This window comes from Pseudomonas sp. NLJ1 (genome assembly GCF_049486705.1).
GTDB classification, from domain to species: domain Bacteria; phylum Pseudomonadota; class Gammaproteobacteria; order Pseudomonadales; family Pseudomonadaceae; genus Aquipseudomonas; species Aquipseudomonas inefficax.
The window spans coordinates 1813974-1839741 of record NZ_CP137735.1 but is presented as its reverse complement, the minus strand read 5'-3'; the positions used below and the strand labels follow the sequence as shown (position 1 = coordinate 1839741).

The following is a 25768-nucleotide window of genomic DNA, read 5'->3' as shown; positions in this document are numbered from 1 at the left end:
ATGGGGAACTTGCGGGTTTACCCGCGAAGAGGGCGTTCCAGGCTCACTCGGCAGGATGATCGCGCAGGAACACCAGGTGGTCCGGCTTCGACTGCTCGGCACTGTAGTAGTACCCCTGCACATCGAACTGCTTGAGTTGTTCCGGTTCGCTGATGCGCTGCTGGATCACGAAGCGGCTCATCATCCCCCGTGCCTTCTTGGCATAGAAGCTGATGATCTTGTACTGGCCGTTCTTCAAGTCTTTGAAATCGACGTTGATCACCCGAGCCTTCAATGCGCTGCGTTTTACCGCGCTGAAATACTCGTTGCTGGCCAGGTTCAGCAGGACGTCATCGCCCTGCTCGGCCAAGGCCTGGTTCAGCCATTCGCTGATGCGCGTGCCCCAGAAGGCGTACAGGTCCTTGCCGCGGGCGTTGGCCAGCTTGGTGCCCATTTCCAGGCGGTAGGGTTGCATCAGGTCGAGTGGGCGCAGCAGGCCGTACAGGCCCGAAAGCATGCGCAAGTGCTGCTGGGCGTAGCTGAAGTCATCCTCGCTCAAGCTCTCGGCGTCGAGGCCGGTGTACACGTCACCCTTGAACGCCAGCAGCGCCTGCTTGGCATTGGCCGGGGTGAAATCCGGGGTCCAGCTGCCGAAGCGCGCGGCATTCAGGCCGGCGAGCTTGTCGGACAGATGCATCAGTTCGCTGATCTGCGCCGGCGACAGGTCGCGCAGCTGCTGAATCAGCTCCTGGGAGTCGTCCAGGTACTGGGGCAGGGTGAAACGCTCGGTCACAGGCTTGGTGTCGTAGTCGAGGGTCTTGGCGGGTGAAATCACCGTCAGCATCGGGTCGGCTCCTGGCATCGTTGGCCGGGAATTCTACGGGCTGGACAGTTCAACTCCAAACTATGGCGACGATAGTCACAGACCATGGCCGATGCAGAGGCTATAGTGCGCGTTTCGCCGTTGCGGAGCCTTCAACCGTGCGTATTGCCTCTGCCTTGCTGGCCGCTCTGCTGAGCCTGGCCGCGCAAGCCGCCCCTTCACCCCAGCTGAGCCTGGACCGCAGCCTGTGGCCTGAACAGCTGGACAGCCCGGCGTTGTTCGATGTGGCCTCGCGGGCCGAGATCCTCTCGTTCGCCCAGGTACTGCACGAAAGCGAACTGCTTGACGACGCGACGCTGGCGGCACGCTTGGGGCTACGGCAGGTCAACCTGCAGAAGGTGCGCCAGGTGCGGGCGCGCATGTGGCAGCGTTTGTGGGAAGGGTATCAACAGGCGCAGCGCAGTTGCGAACAGGATGCGTCGTTCTGCTATCCGGTTACGTCGATGGCGGAATTGCGTACGCAGGCAGCGACGTTCGCCGCTGATGTCGGCACGTTCTATACGGGCTGGATCGAGCCTAGCCATCAGTTCCATGTCCGTTATCTGGACGACCAACTGCGCAAGGCTGCGTTGCTGCCACAGACCAGCAGCGAGGTGGAGCGGTTGTCCCCGGGCGAGCGCAATGGGGATGAACTGAACGACCGCATGTTCCTGCTGACCTTCGTCGGCGGCCCCGGGCCGGATGGCGGCAGCACAGATCTGCTGGCTGATTACCTGCGTCGGCAAAAGCTTGAAGGTACGTTCTTCGTGCTTGGCAACCGTCTGCAGCAACGCCGCGATGCCGGCTCGGCAGATGCCTTGCGCCAGCTCTATGGCGGGCAGTGCGTGGGGATCCAGGGTTGGGAGTACCGCTCCCATGCGCAGTGGACCGGCTGGCAGGACTCGTTGCGGCGCAGCCAGGCGCTGGTGCAGGCCGACCTGCCGCAGCAATTTGTGCCGTTGTTCCGCCCGCCTTACGGGCAGCGCCGGGCCGATGGCGAAGCGTTCATGGCCAGCCAGCAGTTGCAGGTGTCGTTGTGGGATATCGATGCCCAGGACGATGGCGCACTGAGCGCCGAGGCCTCGGCCCAGCGGGTGCTGACCTTGATGCTGCTGTGGCGCAAGGGGGTGATCCAGTTCCATGACAGCTTGCCCAAGGCGCAGCCAGCGGTGGAGTGGTTGTTGCGCAATACGGCGCAGAGCGGGATTGGTTGGGAAGATTGCCAAGCTTATGGCTTGAGTGGGTAGGGGCCACAAAGCGGCCCCCATCAATGCCAGCCTGAATTTTTACTGTAGCCCCCACGCGCCCCCTCGCCAACCCCTGTTCGTCATTTGGAAAAATAAACTTCACCTGCACGTAAAAAGACTTTTTTTAGTCATCATTTTTGCTGTATGAAGAAACCAGACAGCCGATTCCTGCAGCACAGGTGGCGTCATCCAGGCCCACCTAGCCAGGTTCGCTTCCCGCCCGTAACAACGCGGATACGGGGACAGCGGCAGTCACTCTGCGGCGTAACAGACCACGCCGTGTGGCTTCGACATAAGGTGACCGAGTATGGATGACCAAGGACGCAACCCTTCCTCCAGCAAGCCTATCCTGTATGTGCTCGATACCAACGTCCTGATTCACGACCCCAACGCGTTACTGAACTTCGAGGAGCACCATGTCGCCATCCCGATGACGGTGCTGGAGGAACTCGACAAGCTCAAGACCGGCAAACAGACCATCGCCGCCGAATGCCGCCAGGCCATTCGCCTGATCGATCAGACCCTTGGTGACGCCTCTCCCAGCGATGTCGAGCAGGGCGTGCCGATCCAGCGTGGCAAGAGCGGGCCCAAGGGCTTCCTGTCAATCCTGATGACTCCGCGCAACGAGCCGAACAAGCTGCTGCCGGAAAACCTCAACGACAACATCATCATCAACCAGTTGCTCGAAGTACGGGCCCGGCGCACCGACCTGGACGTTGTGCTGGTCACCAAAGACATCAACATGCGCCTGAAGGCGCGTGCCTGTGGCATCGCGGCCGAGGACTACAGCACCGACCAACTGGTCGATGACGTGTCCTTGCTGTCCAAGGGCTACCATTCGGTCACCGGCTCGTTCTGGGACCGGGTGAGCAAGGTCGATACCCGCCAGGAGCGCGGCCGCACCTGGCATCGCGTGCAATTGATCGACAACCTGCCGGCGGTTCATGTCAACGAGTTCATCATCGATGAACAGGGCTTCGTCGGCTGGATCAAGGGTATCCGCAACGATGAGCTGCTGTTGCTCGACCTGCACCAGGAACCGCTGCTGCACCAGGAAGCCTGGGGCCTGAAACCGCGGGACATCCACCAGAGCCTGGCGCTGTTCGCCCTGCTCGACCCGGATATCCACCTGGTCAACCTGACCGGCGCCGCCGGTTCCGGCAAAACCATCCTGGCCCTGGCCGCAGCCATCGAACAGACCATGGTCAGCAAGCGCTACCGGCGCATCATCGCCACCCGCAGCGTGCAGGGGCTGGACCAGGAGATCGGCTTCCTGCCGGGCACCGAGGCCGAGAAGATGGAGCCCTGGCTGGGCGCCATCACCGACAACCTCGAAGCCTTGCACATGGATGACGAAAGCACCCATGGCAGCGTGGAATACATCCTCGAACGCGTGCCGTTGCAGTTCAAGTCGCTGAACTACATCCGAGGTCGTAGCTTCCAGCAGAGCCTGATCCTGATCGACGAGTGCCAGAACCTGACGCCGCACCAGATGAAAACCATCATCACCCGTGCCGGCTCCGGGTCCAAGGTGGTCTGCCTGGGCAACCTGGCGCAGATCGACACCCCTTACCTGTCCGCGACCAGCTCGGGCCTGACCTACCTGACCGAGCGCTTCAAGGACTTCCCCCATGGCGTGCACATCACCCTGCAGGGCGTGCCACGCTCGGTGCTGGCCGAGTACGCCGAGTCGCATCTGTAACCCTCACCGCCGGGCGGTTCGCCGCCCGGCCTCTTCGCGGGCACGCCCGCTCCCACAGGTAATGCGCTGTCCTCGAGTCCCGTGTTGTACCTGTGGGAGCGGGCGTGCCCGCGAAGTGGCCGAACCTGCCGAAACATACTTCTGCTCAAACCTGACTCACAGGTTTACACTGCGAGTTCCCTTCACAGGAGCAGAGCAGTGCTGACACATCTTGATTCCCAGGGGCGGGCCAACATGGTCGACGTCACTGAAAAGGCCGTGACCGAGCGTGAGGCCACCGCCGAGGCGCGGGTGCGCATGTTGCCGCAGACCTTGCAGATGATCGTCGACGGTGAACACCCCAAGGGCGACGTGTTCGCCGTGGCGCGCATTGCCGGGATCCAGGCGGCGAAGAAGACCAGCGATCTGATCCCGCTGTGCCACCCGTTGATGCTGACCAGCGTCAAGGTCGAGCTCAGCGCCGAGGGGCTGGACGCCGTGCGCATCGTCGCCCGCTGCAAGCTGGCCGGGCAGACCGGCGTGGAGATGGAGGCGCTGACCGCCGCCAGCGTGGCCGCACTGACGATCTATGACATGTGCAAGGCTGTGGATAAGGGCATGGTCATCGAGCAGGTGCGCCTGCTGGAAAAACTCGGCGGCAAGAGCGGTCACTACAAGGTGGAGGCGTGATGAAGGTCAAGGTGATGTACTTCGCCCGTTACCGCGAACTGCTGGGCGTGGATGCCGAGCGGGTGGAGGGCGCGTTCAAGGTGCTCGACGATGTGCGCCAGGCCTTGGTGGCCAAGGGTGGGCATTACGAAGTGCTGGCCGAGCAGAACCTGATGTGTGCGCGCAACGAAGAGCTGTGCAAGCTCGATGAGCCTCTGGAAGAGGGCGATGAAGTGGCGTTCTTCCCACCGGTGACCGGAGGCTGAACATGGCTGTGCGAGTACAGGAGGGCGCGTTCGACCCGGGGGCCGAGACCAATGCCATGCACGCGGCAAATGTCGGCGTGGGCGCGGTGGTCGGTTTTGTCGGCTACGTGCGGGATTTCAATGATGGCCGCGAAGTGGCGGGGATGTTCCTCGAGCACTATCCGGGCATGACCGAAAAGGCCCTGGCCAAGATCGTGGTCGAGGCCGAGCAGCGCTGGCCGCTGCTCAAGGTGGAGGTGCTGCACCGCATCGGTGCGCTGGAACCGGGCGAGCCAATCGTGTTCGTCGGCGTGGCCAGTGCTCATCGGCAGGCGGCGTTCGATGCCTGCAACTTCATCATGGATTACCTGAAGACCCGGGCGCCGTTCTGGAAGAAGGAAAATACCCAGGAAGGGGCGCGGTGGGTAGAAGGGAAGCAGAGTGACCAGGATGCCGCTGGGCGCTGGTGAGTTCTTCGTTTGATGGCCGGGGCTTTGCCCCGGTTCGCGGGTAAACCCGCTCCCACAGGTACTGCACAGGTTTCGAAAGCTGTGGAGTACTTTGTGGGAGCGGGTTTACCCGCGAAGAGGCCGGCACAAGTTAATGGTGCTTGCGCGGCACCGGCTTGAGCAGCTCATCCGGCGGCATTTCACACTTGATCTTGCGCCCCAGCAGCTCTTCGATCGCCGGCAGCTGGTACGAGTCGTCTTCACCGGCAAAGCTGATCGAAACACCACTGGTGCCTGCACGGCCGGTCCGGCCAATGCGGTGCACGTAGTCGTCCGGGTCTTCCGGCAGGGTGAAGTTGATCACGTGGCTGATGCCATCGATGTGAATGCCACGCCCCGCCACGTCGGTGGCCACCAGCACGGTGATGCGCCCTTCGCGGAAGCTCTCCAGGGTACGGATACGCTTGTGCTGCGGCACATCGCCCGACAACTGCGCGGCGTTGATGCCATCGCGCACGAGTTTTTCCTCGATGCGCCGCACTTCGTCCTTGCGGTTGGCGAACACCATCACCCGTTCCCACTTGTTCTGGGTCACCAGGTTGTACAGCAGCTTGTACTTGTCGCTGCCGGCCACCGCATAGACGTGCTGTTCCACCGTTTCGCTGGCAACGTTCTCCGGCTCGATTTCGACGATGGCCGGGTTGGTGGTCCACTGCTTGGCCAGGTTCATCACGTCGTCGGTGAAGGTGGCGGAGAACAGCAGGGTCTGGCGCTCGCTTTTCGGCGGCGTCTGGCGAATGATCTGGCGCACCTGGGGGATGAACCCCATGTCGAGCATGCGGTCGGCTTCGTCCAGCACCATCACCTCGACCATGTCCAGGTGCACCTCACCGCGCTGGTTGAAGTCCAGCAGGCGGCCCGGAGTGGCCACCAGGATGTCGCAATGGCGCGCTTCCAGGGCCTTGAGCTGCTTGTCGAAGTCCATGCCGCCGACGAAGCTCATCACGTTCAGGCCGGTGTACTTGGTCAGGGCGACGGCATCCTTGGCGATCTGTACCACCAGCTCGCGGGTGGGCGCGATGATCAGCGCGCGTGGCTCGCCCATGTAGCGTTCCTTCGGCGGCGGCGTCTGCTGCAGCTGGGAAATGATCGAGATCAGGAACGCCGCAGTCTTGCCGGTACCGGTCTGGGCCCGGCCGATGGCGTCCTGGCCACGCAGGGTGTAACCCAGCACCTGTGCCTGGATCGGCGTGCAGTACGGGAAGCCCAGGTCGTGGATGGCGTGCATCAGTTCGTTGGACAGCTTGAAGTCGTGGAAGCGGGTCTTGCCTTCCTGCGGCTCGACCACGAAGTCTTCCGGTTTCCACAGGCTGGCCTGTGGTTTGGGTTTGCGCTCGCGACGCGGTTTGTCCTTGGCCGGCTTGTCGGCGGCTGGCGTAACGGCGGCAGGCTGTTCGGCCAGGGGAGCGGGGTTGGCGCGTGGCGCGGCCGGTTTTGCCGCAGGCCTGGCATCGCTGGCGGGCGCAGGCGGCGACACGCTGGCAGCAGGAGCGACGGCCTGTGGCGCGGCGTCTCCCTTGCCGAAAATTTTCTTGAGTGCCTTGAGCACGATCGTCTCGTCAACTGGTTAAGGAATGTACGCCGGGCAGTGTAATGCAAGTTTCGGGCGCGGCGTAGTGGAATAGCCTTACAACTACAGGCGGCTGCGGCTTATTGCAGTTGTTCGGCCAGCCAGTGGTGGATGTCGTTCAGCTCTTCCACCACCACTTCATGTTCCATCGGGTATTCATGCCAGCGGGCGGCGACGCCCCAGGTGTTCAGGTACTCGAAGGCGGTGCGGCCCATGGAAGGGATGACCACCGGGTCGTGCACGCCGTGCAGGCACAGGGCCGGGGTGCGTTGCTGGCAGGCGCTCAACTGATGCTGGTCGTTGAAAGTGGGGGCGTAGGTGGACAGGGCGATCACGCCACCCAGCGCTTCCTGCCACTTTATATACGCAGTGTGCAGTACCACCGCGCCACCTTGGGAGAAGCCGGCCAGGAAGATCCGCGACAAGCTGATGCCTTTGGCCTGCTCGGCCTTGATCAGGGCAATGAGCTGCTCGGCCGATTCTTCCAGCTGCGCTTCGTCGATGGCGCGGGCCGGGGTCATGGCCTTGATGTCGTACCAGCTAGGCATGGCGTAGCCGCCGTTGATGGTTACCGGGCGGGTGGGAGCCTGGGGCATGACGAAACGGGTACCAAGCAGGCGCTCCTGCATGAATTCGGCGACTGGTAGGAAGTCGTAACGGTCGGCACCCAGGCCGTGCAACCAGATCACACAGGCATCTGCGGTTTTCTGCGGTTCGAGAATCAGCGGGTTGGTCATGACTGCTCCGAAAGTGTGCGGGTCTTGTTATGGCGTGCGTAAAAAGAAGGCGCTGCAAATGATTGTCGGAAAAAGAATGTCGCAACGATACAACTTTCCCTACTTGACGAGCGCTTAAACGCTACAGCCAGCGAAGCTGGTACGCGCTTTGCAATCCAACCTGTGATGCAAAGGGCAGGCCGCGACGGTAACACCCTTTGCACGCGAAGGCTGTCACAGAACAGTCCATTGCGCCAATTGACCCAATAACAAGCCAATACGGGTCGGATACGCCTCAAAAGGGTGCGGTGCAATTCCGGCTCGATACAACAAGAGCGATTTGGAGGTTGTGAATGAAGATGTTGAAAACCACCCTGGCAGTCCTGACCGCTGCCGCCGCGCTGGGCGCCGTGAGCAACGCCCAGGCCGGCGCCACCCTCGATGCGGTAAAGAAGAAGGGCTTCGTCCAGTGTGGCGTGAGCGATGGTCTTCCAGGCTTCTCGGTACCTGATGCGCAGGGCAAGATCGTGGGTATCGATGCCGACGTGTGCCGCGCCGTGGCCGCCGCCGTGTTCGGCGACGCCAGCAAGGTCAAGTTCAGCCAGCTCAACGCCAAGGAACGCTTCACCGCGCTGCAGTCGGGCGAAGTCGACGTGCTGTCGCGCAACACCACCTGGACCAGCTCGCGTGATGCCGGCATGGGCCTGGTATTCGCCGGTGTTACCTACTATGACGGCGTCGGCTTCCTGGTCAACAAGAAACTGGGGGTCTCCAGCGCCAAGGAGCTCGATGGCGCAACCATCTGCATCCAGGCCGGTACCACCACCGAGCTGAACGTGTCGGACTTCTTCCGCGCCAATGGCCTGAAGTACACCCCGATCACCTTCGATACCTCTGACGAAAGCGCCAAGTCGCTGGAGTCCGGCCGTTGCGACGTGCTGACCTCGGACAAGTCGCAGCTGTTCGCCCAGCGCTCCAAGCTGGCCGCGCCGACCGACTACGTGGTACTGCCGGAAACCATCTCCAAGGAACCGCTGGGCCCGGTAGTACGCAAGGGCGACGAGGAGTGGTTCAGCATCGTCAAGTGGACCCTGTTCGCCATGCTCAACGCCGAAGAGGCAGGCATCACCTCGAAGAACGTCGAGGCCGAGGCCAAAGGCACCAAGAACCCGGACGTCGCCCGCCTGCTGGGTGCGGACGGCGAGTACGGCAAGGACCTCAAGCTGCCCAAGGACTGGGTAGTGCAGATCGTCAAGCAAGTCGGCAACTACGGCGAAGTGTTCGAGAAGAACCTGGGCCAGGGCACCGACCTGAAGATCGACCGTGGCATGAACGCCCTGTGGAACAACGGCGGCATCCAGTACGCGCCACCAGTGCGCTGATGGTTGCACCCTGCGGCGGCATCCCGCCGCCGCAGGCTGTTCGGAACCCTACTTTCCGGGGCACTTCATGCAAAATCGAATCGGCGCACAAAAGGGTTTATCCCTGAGCGATCCACGTGTGCGCGCGTGGCTGTTCCAGATTCTCACGATAGTCTTCGTGGTGGGTCTGGGCTGGTATCTGTTCCACAACACGCAAACCAACCTGCAACACCGGGGCATCACCTCGGGCTTCGACTTCCTCGACCGCAGTGCCGGCTTCGGCATCGCCCAGCATCTGATCCCCTACGTGGAATCCGACAGTTATGCGCGGGTTTTCGTCATCGGCCTGCTCAACACCCTGCTGGTGACCTTCATCGGCGTGGTGCTGGCGACAATCCTCGGCTTCATCATCGGTGTGGCGCGGTTGTCGCCGAACTGGATGATCAACAAGCTGGCGACCGTGTATGTGGAAACCTTCCGCAACATCCCGCCGTTGTTGCAGATCCTGTTCTGGTACTTCGCCGTGTTCCTGACCCTGCCGGGACCGCGGGGCAGCATCAATATCGACGACACCTTCTTCATCAGCAACCGTGGCCTGAACATGCCCGGCGCGTCCATGGCCGAAGGCTTCTGGCCGTTCGTCGTGGCCCTGGCCCTGGCGCTGCTGGCCATCGTGGCGATGGTGCGCTTTGCCAACAAGCGCTTCGACGAGACCGGCGTGCCATTTCACAAGTTCTGGGTGGGGCTGGCGCTGTTCATCGCCATTCCGGGCGTTTGCGCACTGCTGTTCGGCAGCCCGGTGCACTGGGAAGTGCCGCAATTGAAAGGATTCAACTTCGTCGGTGGCTGGGTACTGATCCCCGAGCTGCTGGCGCTGACCCTGGCGTTGACCATCTACACCGCTGCATTCATCGCCGAGATCGTGCGCTCCGGTATCCGTTCGGTCAGCCATGGCCAGACCGAGGCCGCGCGCTCGCTGGGCCTGCGCGAGGGCCCGACCCTGCGCAAGGTGATCATTCCCCAGGCACTGCGGGTGATCATTCCGCCGCTGACCAGCCAGTACCTGAACCTGGCGAAGAACTCGTCGCTGGCAGCCGGTATCGGCTACCCGGAGATGGTCTCGCTGTTCGCCGGTACCGTGCTCAACCAGACCGGTCAGGCCATCGAGGTGATCGCCATCACCATGAGTGTCTATCTCGCCATCAGCATCAGCATTTCGCTGCTGATGAACTGGTACAACAAGCGCATTGCGCTGATCGAGCGGTGAGGATACGCCTGTGAATGCCCATGTTTTCAAACCCGACATGCCGCCACCGGTGAAAACCGTCGGCGTGCTCGCATGGATGCGTGCCAATCTGTTCTCCAGCTGGCTCAATACCCTGCTGACCCTGTTCGCCATCTACCTGGTGTGGCTGATCGTGCCACCGTTGCTGCAGTGGGCGTTGCTTGACGCCAACTGGGTCGGCACCACCCGCGCCGACTGCACAAAGGAAGGCGCCTGCTGGGTGTTCGTGCAGCAGCGCTTCGGCCAGTTCATGTACGGCTACTACCCGGCCGAGTTGCGCTGGCGCGTGGACCTGACCGTGTGGCTTGCCGTGCTTGGCGCCGCGCCGCTGTTCATCAAGCGTTTCCCGCGCAAGGCCTTCTACGGCCTGGGCTTCCTGGTGCTGTACCCGCTGCTGGCCTACACCCTGCTGCACGGGGGCGTACTGGGCCTGGAAAACGTACCGACCAGCCAGTGGGGCGGGCTGATGCTGACCCTGGTGATCGCCACCGTGGGCATTGTCGGCGCGTTGCCGCTGGGCATCCTGCTGGCCCTGGGCCGGCGCTCGAAGATGCCGGCGGTGAAGGTGGTGTGCGTGACCTTCATCGAGTTCTGGCGCGGCGTACCGCTGATCACCGTGCTGTTCATGTCGTCGGTGATGCTGCCGTTGTTCCTGCCTGAGGGCATGAGCTTCGACAAGCTGCTGCGGGCCATGATCGGTGTGATCCTGTTCCAGTCGGCATACATCGCCGAGGTGGTGCGCGGCGGCCTGCAGGCCATCCCCAAGGGCCAGTACGAAGCCGCCGCGGCCATGGGCCTGGGCTACTGGCGTGCGATGGGCCTGGTGATTCTGCCGCAGGCGCTGAAGCTGGTGATCCCCGGCATCGTCAACACCTTCATTGCCCTGTTCAAGGACACCAGCCTGGTGATCATCATCGGCCTGTTCGACCTGCTGAACAGCGTCAAGCAAGCCGCCGCCGACCCGGCCTGGCTGGGCATGGCTACCGAGGGCTACGTGTTCGCCGCCCTGGTGTTCTGGATTTTCTGTTTCGGTATGTCCCGCTACTCCATGCACCTGGAGCGCAAGCTGGACACTGGCCACAAGCGTTAGGAGTTTCGAAATGAGTGAAGCGATCAAGCAGCCTGCCGGCCCCGAAGGCATCATCCAGATGCAGGGCGTGAACAAGTGGTATGGCCAGTTCCATGTGCTCAAGGATATCAACCTGAATGTGCGCCAGGGCGAGCGCATCGTGCTGTGTGGGCCATCCGGCTCGGGCAAGTCCACCACCATCCGTTGCCTCAACCGCCTGGAAGAGCACCAGCAGGGGCGCATAGTGGTCGATGGCGTGGAGCTTACCAACGACCTCAAGCAGATCGAGGCCATTCGCCGCGAAGTGGGCATGGTGTTCCAGCACTTCAACCTGTTCCCGCACCTGAGCATTCTGGAGAACTGCACCTTGGCGCCGATGTGGGTGCGCAAGATGCCACGGCGCAAAGCCGAGGAAATTGCCATGCACTACCTGGAGCGGGTGCGTATCCCTGAGCAGGCGCACAAGTACCCGGGGCAGTTGTCCGGTGGCCAGCAGCAGCGTGTGGCGATTGCCCGCGCGTTGTGCATGAAGCCGAAGATCATGCTGTTCGACGAACCGACCTCGGCGCTGGACCCGGAAATGGTCAAGGAAGTGCTCGATACCATGGTGGGCCTGGCCGAGGATGGCATGACCATGCTCTGCGTGACCCACGAGATGGGCTTTGCCCGGACCGTGGCGAACCGGGTGATCTTCATGGACAAGGGTGAGATCGTCGAGCAGGCGGCGCCGGATGACTTCTTCGACCGGCCACGCAGTGACCGGACCAAGTTGTTCCTGAGTCAGATCCTGCATTGATGCTGTAGGGGCCCCTTCGCGGGCACGCCCGCTCCCACAGGTACTGCACAGGGCTTGAGGCCGGTGTTATCACTGTGGGAGCGGGCGTGCCCGCGAAGGGCCGCAAAGCGGCCCCGTTTTTTACTTCTCTTCCTTGGCGACTGCCGGCGCCGGTGGCGGCCGCAGCCCCACTTCGGCGATCAGCTTCAACTGCTGCCCATTGCGCATCACCTCGATGGTGATCTTCTCGTTGGGCTTGATCCGCGCCACCTGGTTCATCGACTTGCGCCCGTCACCGGCCGGCTCGCCGTTGATGCTCAGGATCACGTCACCCAGCTGCAACCCGGCCTTTGCCGCCGGCCCTTCGCGGAAGATACCCGCCACCACGATGCCCGGGCGGTCCTTCATGCCGAACGATTCGGCCAGTTCCTGGCTCAGCGGCTGTACTTCGATGCCCAGCCAGCCACGGATCACCTGGCCGTGCTCGATGATCGACTTCATCACCTCCAGTGCCAGTTTCACCGGGATGGCGAAACCGATGCCCTGCGAACCGCCGGACTTGGAGAAGATCGCCGTGTTGATGCCGATCAGGTTGCCGTTGGCATCCACCAGCGCACCGCCGGAGTTACCCGGGTTGATCGCCGCATCGGTCTGGATGAAATCCTCGTAGTTGTTCAGGCCCAGCTGGTTGCGGCCAGTGGCGCTGATGATGCCCATGGTCACGGTCTGGCCGACCCCGAACGGGTTGCCGATGGCCAGCGACACGTCGCCGATGTGAATGGTGTCGGAGCGGCCGATGGTGATCGCCGGCAGGCTCTTCAGGTCGATCTTCAGCACCGCCAGGTCGGTTTCCGGGTCGCTGCCGATGACCCGGGCCAAGGTCTCGCGGCCATCCTTCAGAGCCACGACGATCTGGTCGGCGCCGCTGGTGACGTGGTTGTTGGTCAGCAGGTAGCCCTCGGGGCTCATGATCACCGCCGAGCCCAGGCTCGACTCCCAGCGGCGCTGCTTGGGCAGGTTGTCACCGAAAAAGCGGCGGAACTGCGGGTCTTCGAACAGCGGGTGGGCGCTCTTGTTCACCACCTTGGTGGTGTACAGGTTGACCACCGCCGGGGCGGCCAGGGTCACGGCGTCGGCGTAGGATACCGGGCCCTGCATGATCCGCGAGGTCTGCGGCGCCTGCTGCAGGTTGACGTCCTGGCTGGGCAGGCCGACCCATTCCGGGAAGCGCTGGATGATCAGCATGGCGATCAGTACGCCGGTAAGCAGGGGCCAGCCAAAATAACGCAAAGCCTTGAACATGAATGAATCCTGGAAAGAGCCGGGGACGGTGACCGTGCGGTGGGGCATGAGCGCGCGCGATCATACACCGGTTCCCCCAGTGCCGGCGACGGCCCATAATGGCCGGCATTATACGGGCGTTGCATGGGCGTTGTGCCCGAGAAGAACGCAGATTTCGAGGAGATTTTCATGGCTGTCGCTCTGAACACCCTGGTCGAGGAAGCCGAGCGTTACCTGGGCAGCGCGAAGATCCAGGATTATTGCCCCAATGGCTTGCAGGTCGAAGGCCGGCCGCAGGTCAGCCGCATCGTCAGCGGCGTTACCGCCAGCCAGGCGTTGCTGGATGCGGCAGTCGAGGCCGAGGCCGACCTGGTGCTGGTGCACCATGGCTACTTCTGGAAGGGTGAGAACCCGTGCGTCACCGGCATCCGGCAGCGCCGGCTGAAGACCCTGTTGAACAACGACATCAGCCTGCTGGCGTTCCACCTGCCGCTGGATGTGCACCCGGATGTGGGCAACAACGTGCAACTGGCGCGGCAGCTGGACATCACCGTCGAAGGTCCGCTGGATCCGGAGAACCCCAAGGTGGTCGGGCTGGTCGGCTCGCTGGCCGAGCCGATGACCGCCCGCGACTTCGCCCGGCGGGTGCGTGAGGTGCTGGGGCGTGAGCCCCTGTTGGTCGAGGGTGAGCAGATGATCCGTCGGGTCGGCTGGTGCACCGGGGGCGGGCAAGGCTACATCGACACGGCGATCGCGGCCGGAGTGGACCTGTACCTGACGGGCGAGGCATCGGAGCAGACCTACCACAGCGCCCGCGAGAATGGCGTCAGCTTCATTGCCGCCGGGCACCATGCCACCGAGCGCTATGGGGTGCAGGCGCTGGGTGATTACCTTGCACGGCGGTTTGCCGTGGAGCACCTGTTCATCGATTGCCCGAACCCGATCTGACATCGGCGTCGCCTTCTTCGCGGGTAAACCCGCTCCCACAGGGACAGTGTTGATCCCAGGCCTGCGGGATCCCTGTGGGAGCGGGTTTACCCGCGAAGAGGCCAGGCCTGCTGGCCCAAACCCGCAGTCATATCGTTAGACTTTTTCGATCTAGCCAGCCTCCTAAATAGAAGAAGCCGCTGTGATAAAGTGGCTCGCTCGAACACGGCCCGCAGGCCGTCCATAAGATCGTTTTTCGTGAGTAGCCATGGTCGACAAACTGACGCACTTGAAACAGCTGGAGGCGGAGAGCATCCACATCATCCGCGAGGTGGCCGCCGAGTTCGACAACCCGGTGATGCTGTACTCGATCGGCAAGGATTCCGCCGTGATGCTGCACCTGGCGCGCAAGGCCTTCTTCCCGGGCAAGCTGCCGTTCCCGGTGATGCATGTCGACACCCAGTGGAAATTCCAGGAGATGTACAGCTTCCGCGACAAGATGGTCGAGGAAATGGGCCTGGAGCTGATCACCCACGTCAACCCCGAGGGTGTGGCGCAGGGCATCAACCCGTTCACCCATGGCAGCTCCAAGCACACCGACATCATGAAGACCCAGGGCCTGAAGCAGGCGCTGGACAAGCACGGTTTCGATGCTGCCTTCGGTGGTGCGCGCCGCGACGAAGAGAAGTCGCGGGCCAAGGAGCGCGTGTATTCGTTCCGTGACAGCAAGCACCGCTGGGACCCGAAGAACCAGCGCCCCGAGCTGTGGAACGTGTACAACGGCAAGGTCAACAAAGGCGAGTCGATCCGCGTCTTCCCGCTGTCGAACTGGACCGAGCTGGACATCTGGCAGTACATCTACCTCGAAGGCATCCCGATCGTGCCGCTGTACTTCGCCGCCGAGCGTGAAGTGATCGAGAAGAATGGCACCCTGATCATGATCGACGACGAGCGTATTCTCGAGCACCTCTCCGAGGAAGAGAAAGCGCGCATCGTCAAGAAGAAGGTGCGTTTCCGTACCCTCGGCTGCTACCCGTTGACGGGTGCTGTCGAGTCGGAAGCCGAAACGCTCACCGACATCATTCAGGAAATGCTCCTGACGCGCACTTCCGAGCGCCAGGGCCGGGTCATCGACCACGATGGCGCCGGTTCCATGGAAGACAAGAAACGTCAGGGCTACTTCTAATTTTCAGGGCTACTCCATGTCGCACCAATCCGATTTGATCAGCGAAGACATCCTCGCTTATCTGGCTCAGCACGAGCGTAAAGAACTGCTGCGTTTCCTCACCTGCGGTAACGTGGATGACGGCAAGAGCACCCTGATCGGGCGCCTGCTGCATGACTCGAAGATGATCTACGAGGACCACCTCGAGGCCATCACCCGTGATTCGAAGAAAGTCGGCACCACCGGCGAGGAAGTCGACCTGGCGCTGCTGGTCGACGGCCTGCAGGCCGAGCGCGAGCAGGGCATCACCATCGATGTCGCCTACCGCTATTTCTCCACCGCCAAGCGCAAGTTCATCATTGCCGACACCCCGGGCCACGAGCAGTACACCCGCAACATGGCCACTGGCGCGTCCACCTGCGACCTGGCGATCATCCTGGTCGACGCCCGCTACGGCGTGCAGACCCAGACCCGCCGCCACAGCTACATTGCCTCGTTGCTGGGCATCAAGCACATCGTGGTCGCGGTCAACAAGATGGACCTCAAGGGCTTCGATCAGGACGTCTTCGAGTCGATCAAGGCCGACTACCTGAAGTTCGCCGAAGCCATCAACCTGACCCCGAGCAGCCTGCACTTCGTGCCGATGTCGGCGCTCAAGGGTGACAACGTGGTCAACCACAGCGAGCGTTCGCCGTGGTACGCCGGCCCGACGCTGATGGAAATCCTCGAAACCGTCGAAGTGTCGGCCGACCGCAACTTCACCGACCTGCGCTTCCCGGTGCAGTACGTCAACCGTCCGAACCTGAACTTCCGTGGCTTCGCCGGCACCATCGCCAGCGGCGTGGTGCACAAGGGAGACGAAATCGTCGTGCTGCCGTCGGGCAAGAGCAGCCGCGTCAAGTCCATCGTCACCTACGAAGGCGAGCTGGAAAACGCAGGCCCTGGCCAGGCCGTGACCCTGACCATGGAAGACGAGATCGACATCTCCCGTGGCGACCTGCTGGTGCATGCCGACAACGTCCCGCCTGTCACCGACCAGTTCGACGCCATGCTGGTGTGGATGGCCGAAGAGCCGATGCTCCCGGGCAAGAAATACGACATCAAGCGCGCCACCAGCTACGTGCCGGGCTCGATTGCCAGCATCACCCACAAGGTCGATGTGAACACCTTGGAGCAGGGCGCCGCGAGCGCGCTGCAACTGAACGAGATCGGCCGCGTGAAGGTGTCCCTGGACGCCTCGATCGCCCTGGACGGTTACGACAGCAACCGCACCACCGGTGCGTTCATCGTCATCGACCGCCTGACCAACGGCACTGTCGGTGCCGGCATGATCATCGCCCCGCCAGTCCTGCCGCACGGCAGCACCGGCCATCATGGCAAGCTGTGCCATGTGGCCACCGAAGAGCGTGCCCTGCGCTTCGGCCAGCAGCCAGCCACCGTGCTGTTCAGCGGCCTGTCCGGCGCTGGCAAGAGCACCCTGGCCTATGCCGTGGAGCGCAAGCTGTTCGACATGGGCCGTGCGGTGTACGTGCTCGACGGCCAGAACCTGCGCCACGACCTGAACAAGGGCCTGCCACAGGACCGCGCCGGCCGCACCGAGAACTGGCGCCGCGCCGCCCATGTGGCGCGCCAGTTCAACGAAGCCGGCCTGCTGACCCTGGCCGCGTTCGTGGCCCCGGATGCCGAAGGCCGCGAACAGGCCAAGGCGTTGATCGGCAAGGAGCGCCTGGTGACCGTTTACGTCCAGGCCTCGCCGCTGGCTTGCCGTGAGCGCGACCCGCAAGGCCTGTACGCTGCCGGTGGCGACAACATCCCGGGCGAAAGCTTCCCGTACGATGTGCCGCTGGACGCCGACCTTGTGATCGACACCCAGGCCACCAGCGTGGAAGAAGGCGTGAAACAGGTGCTGGATGTGCTGCGTCAGCGCGGCGCGATCTAAGCGTTAGCCTGCAAGAAAAACCCCGCTTCGGCGGGGTTTTTTGTTTCTCGTTCCCGCAGATAGAGCGCATGCTTCGGGCTCACACTGTACCTGTGGGAGCGGGTTCACCCGCGAAGCAGGCGGCGCGATGGATGGCAACGGCTGTGCCGGTGTTCGCGGCTAAAGCCGCTCCCACAGGGACTGCGCAAACTTGTGGATTTTTTAGCAAGACAGTTGCTCCCAAACGGAGCGCGCAAGTTGTTCAGATGTGTTTTTCTGACACCGGTATCACCCGCCGTTCCTTCACCGCCTTGTAGGAAAAACTCGAATAGATCTCCTTCACTCCTGGCAATCGCTGCAGCACCTCCCGGGTGAACTCGCCGAACGACTCCAGGTCCCGCGCGAGGATCTCCAGCAGGAAGTCATAGCGCCCGGAAATATTGTGGCAGGCAACAATCTCGGGAATCTCCATCAGCCGCTGCTCGAATGCCAGCGCCATGTCCTTGGTGTGCGAGTCCATCATGATGCTGACGAACGCGGTCACGCCAAACCCCAGCGACTTGGGCGAGAGGATGGCCTGGTAGCCGGTGATGTAGCCGTTGTCCTCCAGCAACTTGACCCGCCGCCAGCACGGCGAGGTGGTCAGTGCCACCTGGTCGGCGAGTTCGGCAACGGTAAGGCGGGCGTTGTCCTGCAGGGCAGCGAGCAGGGCGCGGTCGGTGCGGTCGAGGCTCGAAGGCATGTTTTGCCCTCCTGATCCGGTAATTATTGTTTTTGTTCCAACAAGCACGCGGATGCGTGGGCCATTTTGGAAAAAATCGGGCAGCTCGGTGGCATAAGCTTATAGCAAACCACAAGAGGCTGTTGCCATGCGCGACTCCCATAACAACACCGGTTTTTCCACGCGGGCCATTCACCATGGCTACGACCCGCTTTCTCACGGTGGCGCCCTGGTGCCGCCGGTGTACCAGACCGCCACCTACGCCTTCCCAACTGTGGAATATGGCGCTGCATGCTTCGCCGGAGAAGAACCGGGGCATTTCTACAGCCGTATCTCCAACCCTACCCTGGCTTTGCTGGAACAGCGCATGGCCTCGCTGGAGGGGGGCGAGGCGGGGTTGGCATTAGCGTCGGGCATGGGCGCCATCACCTCGACGATCTGGACCTTGCTGCGCCCCGGCGATGAGTTGATCGTCGGGCGCACACTGTACGGCTGCACCTTTGCCTTCCTGCACCATGGCATTGGCGAGTTCGGCGTGAAGATTCGCCATGTCGACCTGAACGATGCCAAGGCCTTGAAAGCGGCGATCAACAGCAAAACGCGGATGATCTACTTTGAAACGCCGGCCAATCCCAACATGCAACTGGTGGATATCGCCGCCGTGGCCGAGGCGGTGCGCGGGCATGATGTACATGTGGTGGTCGACAACACCTATTGCACGCCTTACCTGCAGCGGCCGCTGGAGCTGGGGGCGGACCTGGTGGTGCATTCGGCGACCAAGTACCTAAGTGGCCACGGTGATATCACTGCCGGCCTGGTGGTGGGGCGCAAGGCGCTGGTCGACCGCATTCGCCTGGAAGGGCTGAAGGACATGACCGGGGCGGTGCTATCGCCGCATGACGCATCACTGCTGATGCGCGGGATCAAGACCCTGGCCCTGCGCATGGACCGGCATTGTGCCAATGCCCTGCAGGTGGCTGAGTTCCTGGCTCGGCAGCCGCAGGTGGAGCTGATTCACTACCCGGGGTTGCCGTCGTTTGCCCAGTACGAGCTGGCGCAGCGGCAGATGCGTTTGCCGGGCGGGATGATTGGCTTCGAGCTCAAGGGCGGTATCGAGGCTGGCCGGCGTTTCATGAACGCGCTACAGCTGTTCGCCCGCGCGGTGAGCCTGGGCGATGCCGAGTCGCTGGCGCAGCACCCGGCGAGCATGACCCATTCCAGCTATACCCCGCAGGAGCGGGCGCATCACGGGATCTCGGAAGGGCTGGTGCGCCTGTCGGTGGGGCTCGAGGATGTGGAGGACCTGCTGGCGGATGTCGAGCAGGCATTGCAGGCTTGCAGCTAGGTGGCCTGGGCTGGCCTCTTCGCGGGCACGCCCGCTCCCACAGGTACACCACAGCATTTGAAATCTGTGGAATACCTGTGGGAGCGGGCGTGCCCGCGAAGAGGCCAGTGAATTCAGCCCACAAAAAAGGCCTCTAGCGAGGCCTTTTTCATGTTCGGCAGATCAGCGCTTGAGCCCGTAGCTCTCGTCGAGCATGCCCGGCGAGTTCGGCGCTTTCGGCGCATAGTCGCGTGGCACTTCGGCGGTATCCTTCGGCGGGGTCAGGCGGTCGCGCGGGCCTTGCGCGCCCTCGGAGTGCAGGGCAGCCAGCAGGCGTTGGCGAGTAACGTCATCAAGGGCCAGGCTGTTGGCGCCTTCGGCCAGGTGATCCTGGACGTCCTGGTAGCTCTGGGTCAGTTTCTTGACCAGCACGGCGGTGCTGTTGAAGTGGGTGACCACTTCGTTCTGGTAGCTGTCGAAGCGCTTCTGGATGTCATCCAGCTGGCGCTGGGTGCTGCTCGGCGCAGCATTGGGCAGCAGGCGAGCGACGACGAAACCGACCACGACGCCGATGACCAGGGCCAGGGTCGGCAACAACCAAACAAGGAGCGAGAGTTCCACGAGTCCTTCCTCTATAAACGGCTTTGCTTTACGTTAACGGCTCAGACCTGCGCTGTATACCGCGAGCGATCGCAAATCAGAACAGAATTCCTCACCTAGACGAATCGACCCCTCCCGAGGTCACGGAGTAGTGCCTTGCTTGTCCGCGAAACCCCCTTGTTCATCGATGGCCCCAGCGGCCAGCTGGAAGCCTTGTACCTGGACGTGGCCAATGCACGTGGCGCGGTGCTGATCTGCCACCCCAACCCGGTCCATGGTGGCACCATGCTCAACAAGGTAGTCTCGACCCTGCAACGCACCGCCCGCGACGCAGGCTACGTGACCCTGCGGTTCAACTACCGTGGCGTCGGCCAGAGCGCCGGCAGCCATGACATGGGCGCCGGCGAGGTGGCCGATGCCGAGGCCGCTGCGGCCTGGCTGCGCGAAAAACATCTGGGCCTGCCGCTGGTACTGATGGGCTTCTCGTTCGGCGGCTTCGTCGCCACCAGCCTGGCCGGCCGCCTGGAGGCCGCTGGAGTAGAGCTGCAGCAGCTGTTCATGATCGCCCCGGCGGTGATGCGCCTGACGCCGGAATACCCGCTGCCACAGCGCTGCCCGATCACCGTGGTGCAGCCGGACGCTGACGAAGTGGTTGCGCCGCAGCTGGTTTACGAATGGTCCGACAGCCTGTCGCGCCCCCATGAGCTGCTGAAAGTGGCAGAATGCGGACACTTCTTCCATGGCAAGCTGACCGATCTGAAGGATCTGCTGCTGCCGCGCCTTTCGAACTGAGCCAAGCCTGAATAAGCGAACACCCATGACCACGCGCATTCTCACCGGTATCACCACCACCGGCACTCCGCACCTGGGCAACTACGCCGGCGCCATCCGCCCGGCGATCCGTGCCAGCCAGCAGCCCGGTGTCGACTCGTTCTACTTCCTGGCCGACTACCACGCCCTGATCAAGTGCGACGACCCGCTGCGCATCCAGCGTTCGCGCCTGGAAATCGCCGCTACCTGGCTGGCCGGTGGCCTCGATCCGGACAAGGTGACTTTCTATCGCCAGTCCGACATCCCGGAAATCCCCGAGCTGACCTGGCTGCTGACCTGCGTCAGCGCCAAGGGCCTGCTCAACCGCGCACACGCCTACAAGGCCTCGGTGGACAAGAACCTGGAAAACGGCGAAGACCCGGATGCCGGCGTGACCATGGGCCTGTACAGCTACCCGGTGCTGATGGCTGCGGACATCCTGATGTTCAATGCCAACAAGGTGCCGGTCGGCCGTGACCAGATCCAGCACGTGGAAATGGCCCGCGACATCGGCCAGCGCTTCAACCACCTGTTCGGCCAGGGCAAGGACTTCTTCGCCCTGCCGGAAGCGGTGATCGAAGAGAGCGTGGCGACCCTGCCGGGCCTGGACGGGCGCAAGATGTCCAAGAGCTACGACAACACCATCCCGCTGTTCACCAGCGCCAAGGAGATGAAAGACGCGATCTCGCGCATCGTCACCGACTCGCGTGCGCCTGGCGAAGCGAAAGACCCGGACAACGCGCACCTGTTCACCCTGTTCCAGGCCTTCTCGACGCCGGCGCAGTGCGCCGAGTTCCGTGAAGAGCTGCTGCAGGGCCTGGGTTGGGGCGAGGCCAAGCAGCGCCTGTTCCAGCTGCTGGACGGCCAGTTGGCCGAGAAGCGCGAGTACTACCACCAGTTGATCGCCCGCCCGGCGGACCTGGAAGACATCCTGCTGGCTGGCGCCGCCAAGGCCCGCAAGATCGCCACGCCGTTCCTCGAGCAGCTGCGCGAGGCTGTTGGCCTGCGGTCATTCCGCAGCAGCGTGCAGGCCAGCACCGAAGTGAAGAAGAAGGCCGCCAAGAGCGCGCGTTTCGTCAGCTTCCGTGATGAAGACGGCAGCTTCCGCTTCCGTCTGCTGGCCGCTGATGGCGAACAACTGCTGCTGTCGCGCAGCTTCGCCGACGGCAAGAGCGCCGGCGCCGTGAGCAAGCAGCTGCAGCAGGGTGGCGAGGCGGATGTGCGCGTCGAAGGCCTGGGCTTCGGCCTGTGGCTGAACGGCGAGCAGGTTGCCGACGGGCCGCAGTTCGACAGCGCCGAGGCCCGTGATGCGGCCATCGAAAGCCTGCGTGTAGCCCTGGCACCACAGCAGGACTGAAATATCGCACCCGCCTGTACTGGCCTATTCGCGGGTGAACCCGCTCCTACAGGTATTTCTCCTGTGGGAGCGGGTTCACCCGCGAACACCGGCAACGCCGGTGCCATACAGCGTAAATGAGGCATATTGACGCAAGTCGCATTGCCATTAAGCGGGCCTGTCGCTACAGTGACGGCCCGTTTTTTGTTGCCTCGCTAACGAATCATGACGCCCCTAGAACGATATCAAGCAGATCTGAAACGTCCCGACTTCTTCCATGACGCGGCGCAGGAAACTGCTGTGCGTCACCTGCAGCGCCTGTACGACGACCTGGTACATGCGCAGAACAACAAGCCGGGTGTGTTCGGCAAGCTGTTCGGCAAGAAGGAGCAGACCCCGATCAAGGGCCTGTACTTCTGGGGTGGGGTAGGGCGCGGCAAGACCTACCTGGTCGATACCTTCTTCGAGGCGCTGCCGTTCAAGCAGAAGATGCGCACGCACTTCCACCGCTTCATGAAGCGTGTGCACGAGGAAATGAAAACCCTCAAGGGCGAGAAGAACCCGCTGACCATCATCGCCAAGCGCTTCAGCGAAGAAGCCAAGGTGATCTGTTTCGACGAATTCTTCGTGTCGGACATTACCGACGCGATGATCCTCGGCACCCTGATGGAAGAGTTGTTCAAGAACGGCGTATCGCTGGTGGCCACCTCCAACATCGTGCCGGACGGCCTGTACAAGGACGGCCTGCAGCGCGCGCGCTTCCTGCCGGCCATCGCCATGATCAAGCAGTACACCGAGGTGGTGAACGTCGACAGCGGGGTCGACTACCGCCTGCGCCACCTGGAGCAGGCCGAGCTTTACCACTACCCGCTCGATGAAGCAGCGCACCAGAGCCTGCGCGCAAGCTTCAAGGCACTGACCCCCGAGTGCACCCAGGCGGTCGAGAACGATGTGCTGATGATCGAGAATCGACCGATCAATGCCCTGCTTACCTGTGACGACGTGGCCTGGTTCGACTTCCGCGCCCTGTGCGACGGCCCTCGCAGCCAGAACGATTACATCGAACTGGGCAAGATCTTCCATGCCGTGCTGTTGAGCAACGTGGAGCAGATGGGCGTCACCACCGATGACATCGCCCGCCGCTTCATCAACATGGTGGACGAGTTCTACGACCGCAACGTCAAGCTGATCATCTCGGCCGAGGTGGAGCTGAAGGACCTGTATACCGGTGGGCGCCTGGCCTTCGAGTTCCAGCGCACCCTGAGCCGGTTGCTGGAGATGCAGTCGCACGAGTTCCTGGCGCGCGCTCACAAGCCGTAACATTCTGGGGCCGCTTTGCGGCCCATCGCGACACAAGGCCGCTCCTACAGGGGATACGCGATCCCCTGTAGGAGCGGCCTTGTGTCGCGATGGGCTGCAAAGCAGCCCCATTGTCCTCAAGCCTCCTGCATGAACTGCTGCCGATACTGGTTCGGCGACAACTCGGTATGCTGGCGGAACAGCCGCGCAAAGAAACTGGCATCGTCATAGCCGACCTCATAGCTGATGGTCTTGATGCTCTTGCGCGTGCTCGATAGCAGCCCCTTGGCCGTCTCGATCCTCAACCGTTGCAGGTAATGCAGCGGCTTGTCACCCGTGGCGCCCTGGAAGCGGCGCATGAAATTGCGAATGCTCATGCCGTGGTTGCGAGCCACGTCCTCGAAGCGGAACTTGTCGGCGAAGTGTTCCTCCAGCCAATGCTGGATCTGCAGGATGATCAGGTCCTGGTGCAACTTCTGCCCGCCAAAGCCCATGCGCCCCGGGGTGTAGTTGCGCTGCACTTCGTAGAGGATGTCGCGGGACACGGCGCGGGCCACGTTGGCGCCACAGAAGCGTTCGATCAGGTAGATGTACAGATCGCAGGCTGAAGTGGCGCCGCCAGCACAATAGATATTGTCGGCGTCGGTCAGGTGCTTGTCCTGATTCAGCCGGATCTTCGGGAAACGTTCGGCAAAGCTGGTGAAGAAGCGCCAGTAGGTAGTCGCCTCCTTGCCGTCGAGCAGGCCGGACTCGGCCAGCCAGAACACGCCACTGGCCTCGGCGCACAGCACCGCGCCACGCGCATGCTGTTCACGCAGCCACGGCAGCACCTGTGGATAACGTTGCAGCAGGTTGTCGAAGTCGTCCCAGAAGGCCGGGAGGATGATCACATCGGCGTCGTCAAGGCCACCTTCGACCGGCAACTGCACATTGCTGAAGCTGTCAACGGGCTGGCCGTCCGGGCTCACCAGGCGGATCTCGAACATGGGTTGCAGGCCCAGGCCCAGCTGTTTGCTGTAGCGCAAGCTGGCGAGGTGGAAGAAATCCTTGGCCTGCATCAAGGTCGAAGCGAACACCTTGTCAATGGCCAGGATGCTGACACGCCGCAGCGACGTCGAGGGTTGGGTAAACATCATTGTCATTGTTCTTATAGGGTAGAGTGGTCAATCACCGGCTGGATCGTCTTATTTTTTGGTGATTGTGTCTAGCCTGCTGCACCGCGTGGCCTTCTTCGCGGGTAAACCCGCTCCCACAAGTGTCGCGCAGGTCTTGAGGGCTGCGGGGGACCCTGTGGGAGCGGGTTTACCCGCGAAGAGGGCGGTACAATATTATTGCGCTCAAGGCGCCGGGTTCGGCTGCTCCTGGTGAATCGACTCGATCGCCGCCAGCAGTTCATCACTCAGGCTCAGCTCGAGGCTGGCCAGGTTGCTGTCCAGCTGCTCCAGGCTGGTCGCGCCAATGATGTTGCTGGTCACGAACGGCTGCCGGGTGACGAACGCCAGGGCCATCTGCGCCGGGTCCAGGCCGTGCTCGCGAGCCAGCTGCACATAGCGGCTGCACGCCGCCACGGTCTGTGGGTTGGAATAGCGGGCAAAGCGGCTGAACAACGTCAGGCGCGCTTTCTCCGGCCGTGCGCCGTTCTCGTACTTGCCCGAAAGCATGCCGAACGCCAACGGCGAGTAGGCCAGCAGGCCGCATTGCTCGCGGATGGCGACTTCCGCCAGGCCCACCTCGAAGCTGCGGTTGAGCAGGTTGTACGGGTTCTGGATCGACACCGCCCGCGGCCAGCCACGGCTTTCGGCCAGTTGCAGGAACTTCATGGTGCCCCACGGCGTTTCGTTGGACAGGCCGATGTGGCGGATCTTGCCCGCGCGTACCTGCTCGTCCAGCGCTTCGAGGGTTTCTTCCAGCGGGGTGAAGTGGTCCTGTGGCAGGTGCTGGTAGCCCAGCTTGCCGAAGAAGTTGGTGTTGCGCTCCGGCCAGTGCAACTGGTACAGGTCGATGCGGTCGGTCTGCAGGCGCTTGAGGCTCTCGTCCAGCGCCGCGACGATGTGCTGGCGGTTGTGCTTGAGCTGGCCGTCGCGAATGTGGCTGATACCGTTGCCGGGGCCTGCGACCTTGCTCGCCAGCACCCACTCGTCGCGATCACCATTGGCCTTGAACCAGTTGCCGATGATGCGCTCGGTGGCGGCGTAGGTTTCGGGGCGGGGCGGTACCGGGTACATCTCGGCGGTATCGATGAAGTTGACCCCTGCGGCCTTGGCCCGGGCAATCTGCGCGAAGGCCTCGGCCTGGTCATTCTGTTCGCCCCAGGTCATGGTGCCCAGGCACAGGGCGCTGACGTTGAGGTCGGTACGGCCGAGCTGGCGGTATTCCATCGGATAGACACTCCTTGGCAAATGAAAACATCAAAGCAGGT

24 protein-coding genes are annotated in these 25768 nt (G+C 62.6%); 16 read left to right on the top strand and 8 right to left on the bottom strand.

Annotated features, from left to right (window positions below; translation table 11 throughout):
- Positions 1-43: 43 nt before the first annotated feature.
- Complete coding sequence (yaaA, locus tag R9B85_RS08215) at positions 44-823, bottom strand: peroxide stress protein YaaA (protein ID WP_112250259.1); 780 nt, start codon at positions 821-823, stop codon at positions 44-46.
- 137 nt (positions 824-960) lie between these two features.
- On the opposite strand from yaaA, the gene R9B85_RS08210 reads away from it, so the two are divergent.
- From R9B85_RS08210 to moaE, 5 genes are all read left to right on the top strand, one after another.
- Positions 961-2088: a polysaccharide deacetylase family protein gene (locus tag R9B85_RS08210; protein WP_423770960.1), complete on the top strand. Its 1128-nt coding sequence runs from the start codon at positions 961-963 to the stop codon at positions 2086-2088.
- A gap of 307 nt (positions 2089-2395) precedes the next feature.
- Positions 2396-3790, top strand: a complete 1395-nt coding sequence (locus tag R9B85_RS08205; RefSeq protein ID WP_013974146.1) for a PhoH family protein — start codon at positions 2396-2398, stop codon at positions 3788-3790.
- Between the two features lie 198 nt (positions 3791-3988).
- Complete coding sequence (gene moaC / locus R9B85_RS08200; RefSeq protein ID WP_112250263.1) at positions 3989-4459, top strand: cyclic pyranopterin monophosphate synthase MoaC; 471 nt, start codon at positions 3989-3991, stop codon at positions 4457-4459.
- Positions 4459-4704, top strand: coding sequence for a molybdopterin converting factor subunit 1 (gene moaD, locus R9B85_RS08195; protein WP_061552451.1), 246 nt, complete (start codon positions 4459-4461; stop codon positions 4702-4704). The genes moaC and moaD overlap by 1 nt, the downstream gene beginning before the upstream one ends.
- A gap of 2 nt (positions 4705-4706) precedes the next feature.
- Positions 4707-5153 (top strand): molybdopterin synthase catalytic subunit MoaE, encoded by a 447-nt coding sequence (moaE, locus tag R9B85_RS08190; protein ID WP_025340575.1) that lies wholly within the window; start codon positions 4707-4709, stop codon positions 5151-5153.
- 130 nt (positions 5154-5283) lie between these two features.
- On the opposite strand, the gene rhlB is transcribed toward moaE, so the two are convergent.
- Positions 5284-6741: an ATP-dependent RNA helicase RhlB gene (rhlB, locus tag R9B85_RS08185; RefSeq protein WP_207877960.1), complete on the bottom strand. Its 1458-nt coding sequence runs from the start codon at positions 6739-6741 to the stop codon at positions 5284-5286.
- A gap of 101 nt (positions 6742-6842) precedes the next feature.
- Complete coding sequence (locus R9B85_RS08180; protein WP_112250269.1) at positions 6843-7499, bottom strand: alpha/beta hydrolase; 657 nt, start codon at positions 7497-7499, stop codon at positions 6843-6845.
- 332 nt (positions 7500-7831) lie between these two features.
- On the opposite strand from R9B85_RS08180, the gene R9B85_RS08175 reads away from it, so the two are divergent.
- The 4 genes from R9B85_RS08175 (at position 7832) to R9B85_RS08160 (ending at position 11989) form a co-directional block, all read left to right on the top strand.
- On the top strand, positions 7832-8860 hold the full coding sequence (locus R9B85_RS08175; protein WP_085614304.1) for an amino acid ABC transporter substrate-binding protein: 1029 nt from the start codon (positions 7832-7834) through the stop codon (positions 8858-8860).
- Positions 8861-8927: 67 nt separating this feature from the next.
- A complete protein-coding gene (locus tag R9B85_RS08170) occupies positions 8928-10106 on the top strand; it encodes an amino acid ABC transporter permease (protein WP_112250271.1) in 1179 nt (392 codons plus the stop codon).
- A 10-nt stretch (positions 10107-10116) separates the two neighbouring features.
- The gene (locus tag R9B85_RS08165; protein WP_046616500.1) at positions 10117-11214 is read left to right on the top strand and encodes an amino acid ABC transporter permease; all 1098 of its coding nucleotides are present in this window, start codon (positions 10117-10119) and stop codon (positions 11212-11214) included.
- Positions 11215-11224: 10 nt separating this feature from the next.
- On the top strand, positions 11225-11989 hold the full coding sequence (locus R9B85_RS08160; RefSeq protein ID WP_003251792.1) for an amino acid ABC transporter ATP-binding protein: 765 nt from the start codon (positions 11225-11227) through the stop codon (positions 11987-11989).
- Positions 11990-12109: 120 nt separating this feature from the next.
- Here R9B85_RS08160 and algW read toward each other — a convergent pair whose 3' ends face one another.
- Positions 12110-13270 (bottom strand): Do family serine endopeptidase AlgW, encoded by a 1161-nt coding sequence (algW, locus tag R9B85_RS08155; protein ID WP_112250273.1) that lies wholly within the window; start codon positions 13268-13270, stop codon positions 12110-12112.
- Between the two features lie 168 nt (positions 13271-13438).
- Between algW and R9B85_RS08150 the strand changes: the two genes are divergently transcribed.
- The 3 genes from R9B85_RS08150 to cysN all read left to right on the top strand — a co-directional run bounded on the left by R9B85_RS08150 (position 13439) and on the right by cysN (position 17280).
- Complete coding sequence (locus R9B85_RS08150) at positions 13439-14197, top strand: Nif3-like dinuclear metal center hexameric protein (RefSeq protein ID WP_112250275.1); 759 nt, start codon at positions 13439-13441, stop codon at positions 14195-14197.
- A gap of 247 nt (positions 14198-14444) precedes the next feature.
- On the top strand, positions 14445-15362 hold the full coding sequence (cysD, locus tag R9B85_RS08145; protein WP_003251799.1) for a sulfate adenylyltransferase subunit CysD: 918 nt from the start codon (positions 14445-14447) through the stop codon (positions 15360-15362).
- Between the two features lie 16 nt (positions 15363-15378).
- The gene (gene cysN / locus R9B85_RS08140; RefSeq protein ID WP_215520820.1) at positions 15379-17280 is read left to right on the top strand and encodes a sulfate adenylyltransferase subunit CysN; all 1902 of its coding nucleotides are present in this window, start codon (positions 15379-15381) and stop codon (positions 17278-17280) included.
- 241 nt (positions 17281-17521) lie between these two features.
- On the opposite strand, the gene R9B85_RS08135 is transcribed toward cysN, so the two are convergent.
- A complete protein-coding gene (locus R9B85_RS08135; protein ID WP_016498026.1) occupies positions 17522-18001 on the bottom strand; it encodes an Lrp/AsnC family transcriptional regulator in 480 nt (159 codons plus the stop codon).
- Positions 18002-18128: 127 nt separating this feature from the next.
- On the opposite strand from R9B85_RS08135, the gene R9B85_RS08130 reads away from it, so the two are divergent.
- The gene (locus R9B85_RS08130; RefSeq protein WP_112250281.1) at positions 18129-19325 is read left to right on the top strand and encodes a methionine gamma-lyase; all 1197 of its coding nucleotides are present in this window, start codon (positions 18129-18131) and stop codon (positions 19323-19325) included.
- A 162-nt stretch (positions 19326-19487) separates the two neighbouring features.
- Here the strand turns inward: R9B85_RS08130 and R9B85_RS08125 are convergent, their stop codons facing one another.
- Positions 19488-19925: a YhcB family protein gene (locus R9B85_RS08125; protein WP_085626500.1), complete on the bottom strand. Its 438-nt coding sequence runs from the start codon at positions 19923-19925 to the stop codon at positions 19488-19490.
- A 135-nt stretch (positions 19926-20060) separates the two neighbouring features.
- Between R9B85_RS08125 and R9B85_RS08120 the strand changes: the two genes are divergently transcribed.
- From R9B85_RS08120 to zapE, 3 genes are all read left to right on the top strand, one after another.
- Positions 20061-20696, top strand: coding sequence for an alpha/beta hydrolase (locus R9B85_RS08120; RefSeq protein ID WP_423770959.1), 636 nt, complete (start codon positions 20061-20063; stop codon positions 20694-20696).
- A gap of 25 nt (positions 20697-20721) precedes the next feature.
- Positions 20722-22071, top strand: a complete 1350-nt coding sequence (locus R9B85_RS08115; protein ID WP_112250285.1) for a tryptophan--tRNA ligase — start codon at positions 20722-20724, stop codon at positions 22069-22071.
- Between the two features lie 204 nt (positions 22072-22275).
- Positions 22276-23370, top strand: coding sequence for a cell division protein ZapE (zapE, locus tag R9B85_RS08110; RefSeq protein WP_112250287.1), 1095 nt, complete (start codon positions 22276-22278; stop codon positions 23368-23370).
- Between the two features lie 116 nt (positions 23371-23486).
- Here the strand turns inward: zapE and R9B85_RS08105 are convergent, their stop codons facing one another.
- Both R9B85_RS08105 and R9B85_RS08100 read right to left on the bottom strand, forming a co-directional pair.
- The gene (locus R9B85_RS08105; protein WP_177421376.1) at positions 23487-24407 is read right to left on the bottom strand and encodes a GlxA family transcriptional regulator; all 921 of its coding nucleotides are present in this window, start codon (positions 24405-24407) and stop codon (positions 23487-23489) included.
- Positions 24408-24686: 279 nt separating this feature from the next.
- Positions 24687-25727, bottom strand: a complete 1041-nt coding sequence (locus R9B85_RS08100) for an NADP(H)-dependent aldo-keto reductase (protein WP_207877964.1) — start codon at positions 25725-25727, stop codon at positions 24687-24689.
- Between the last annotated feature and the right edge of the window lie 41 nt (positions 25728-25768).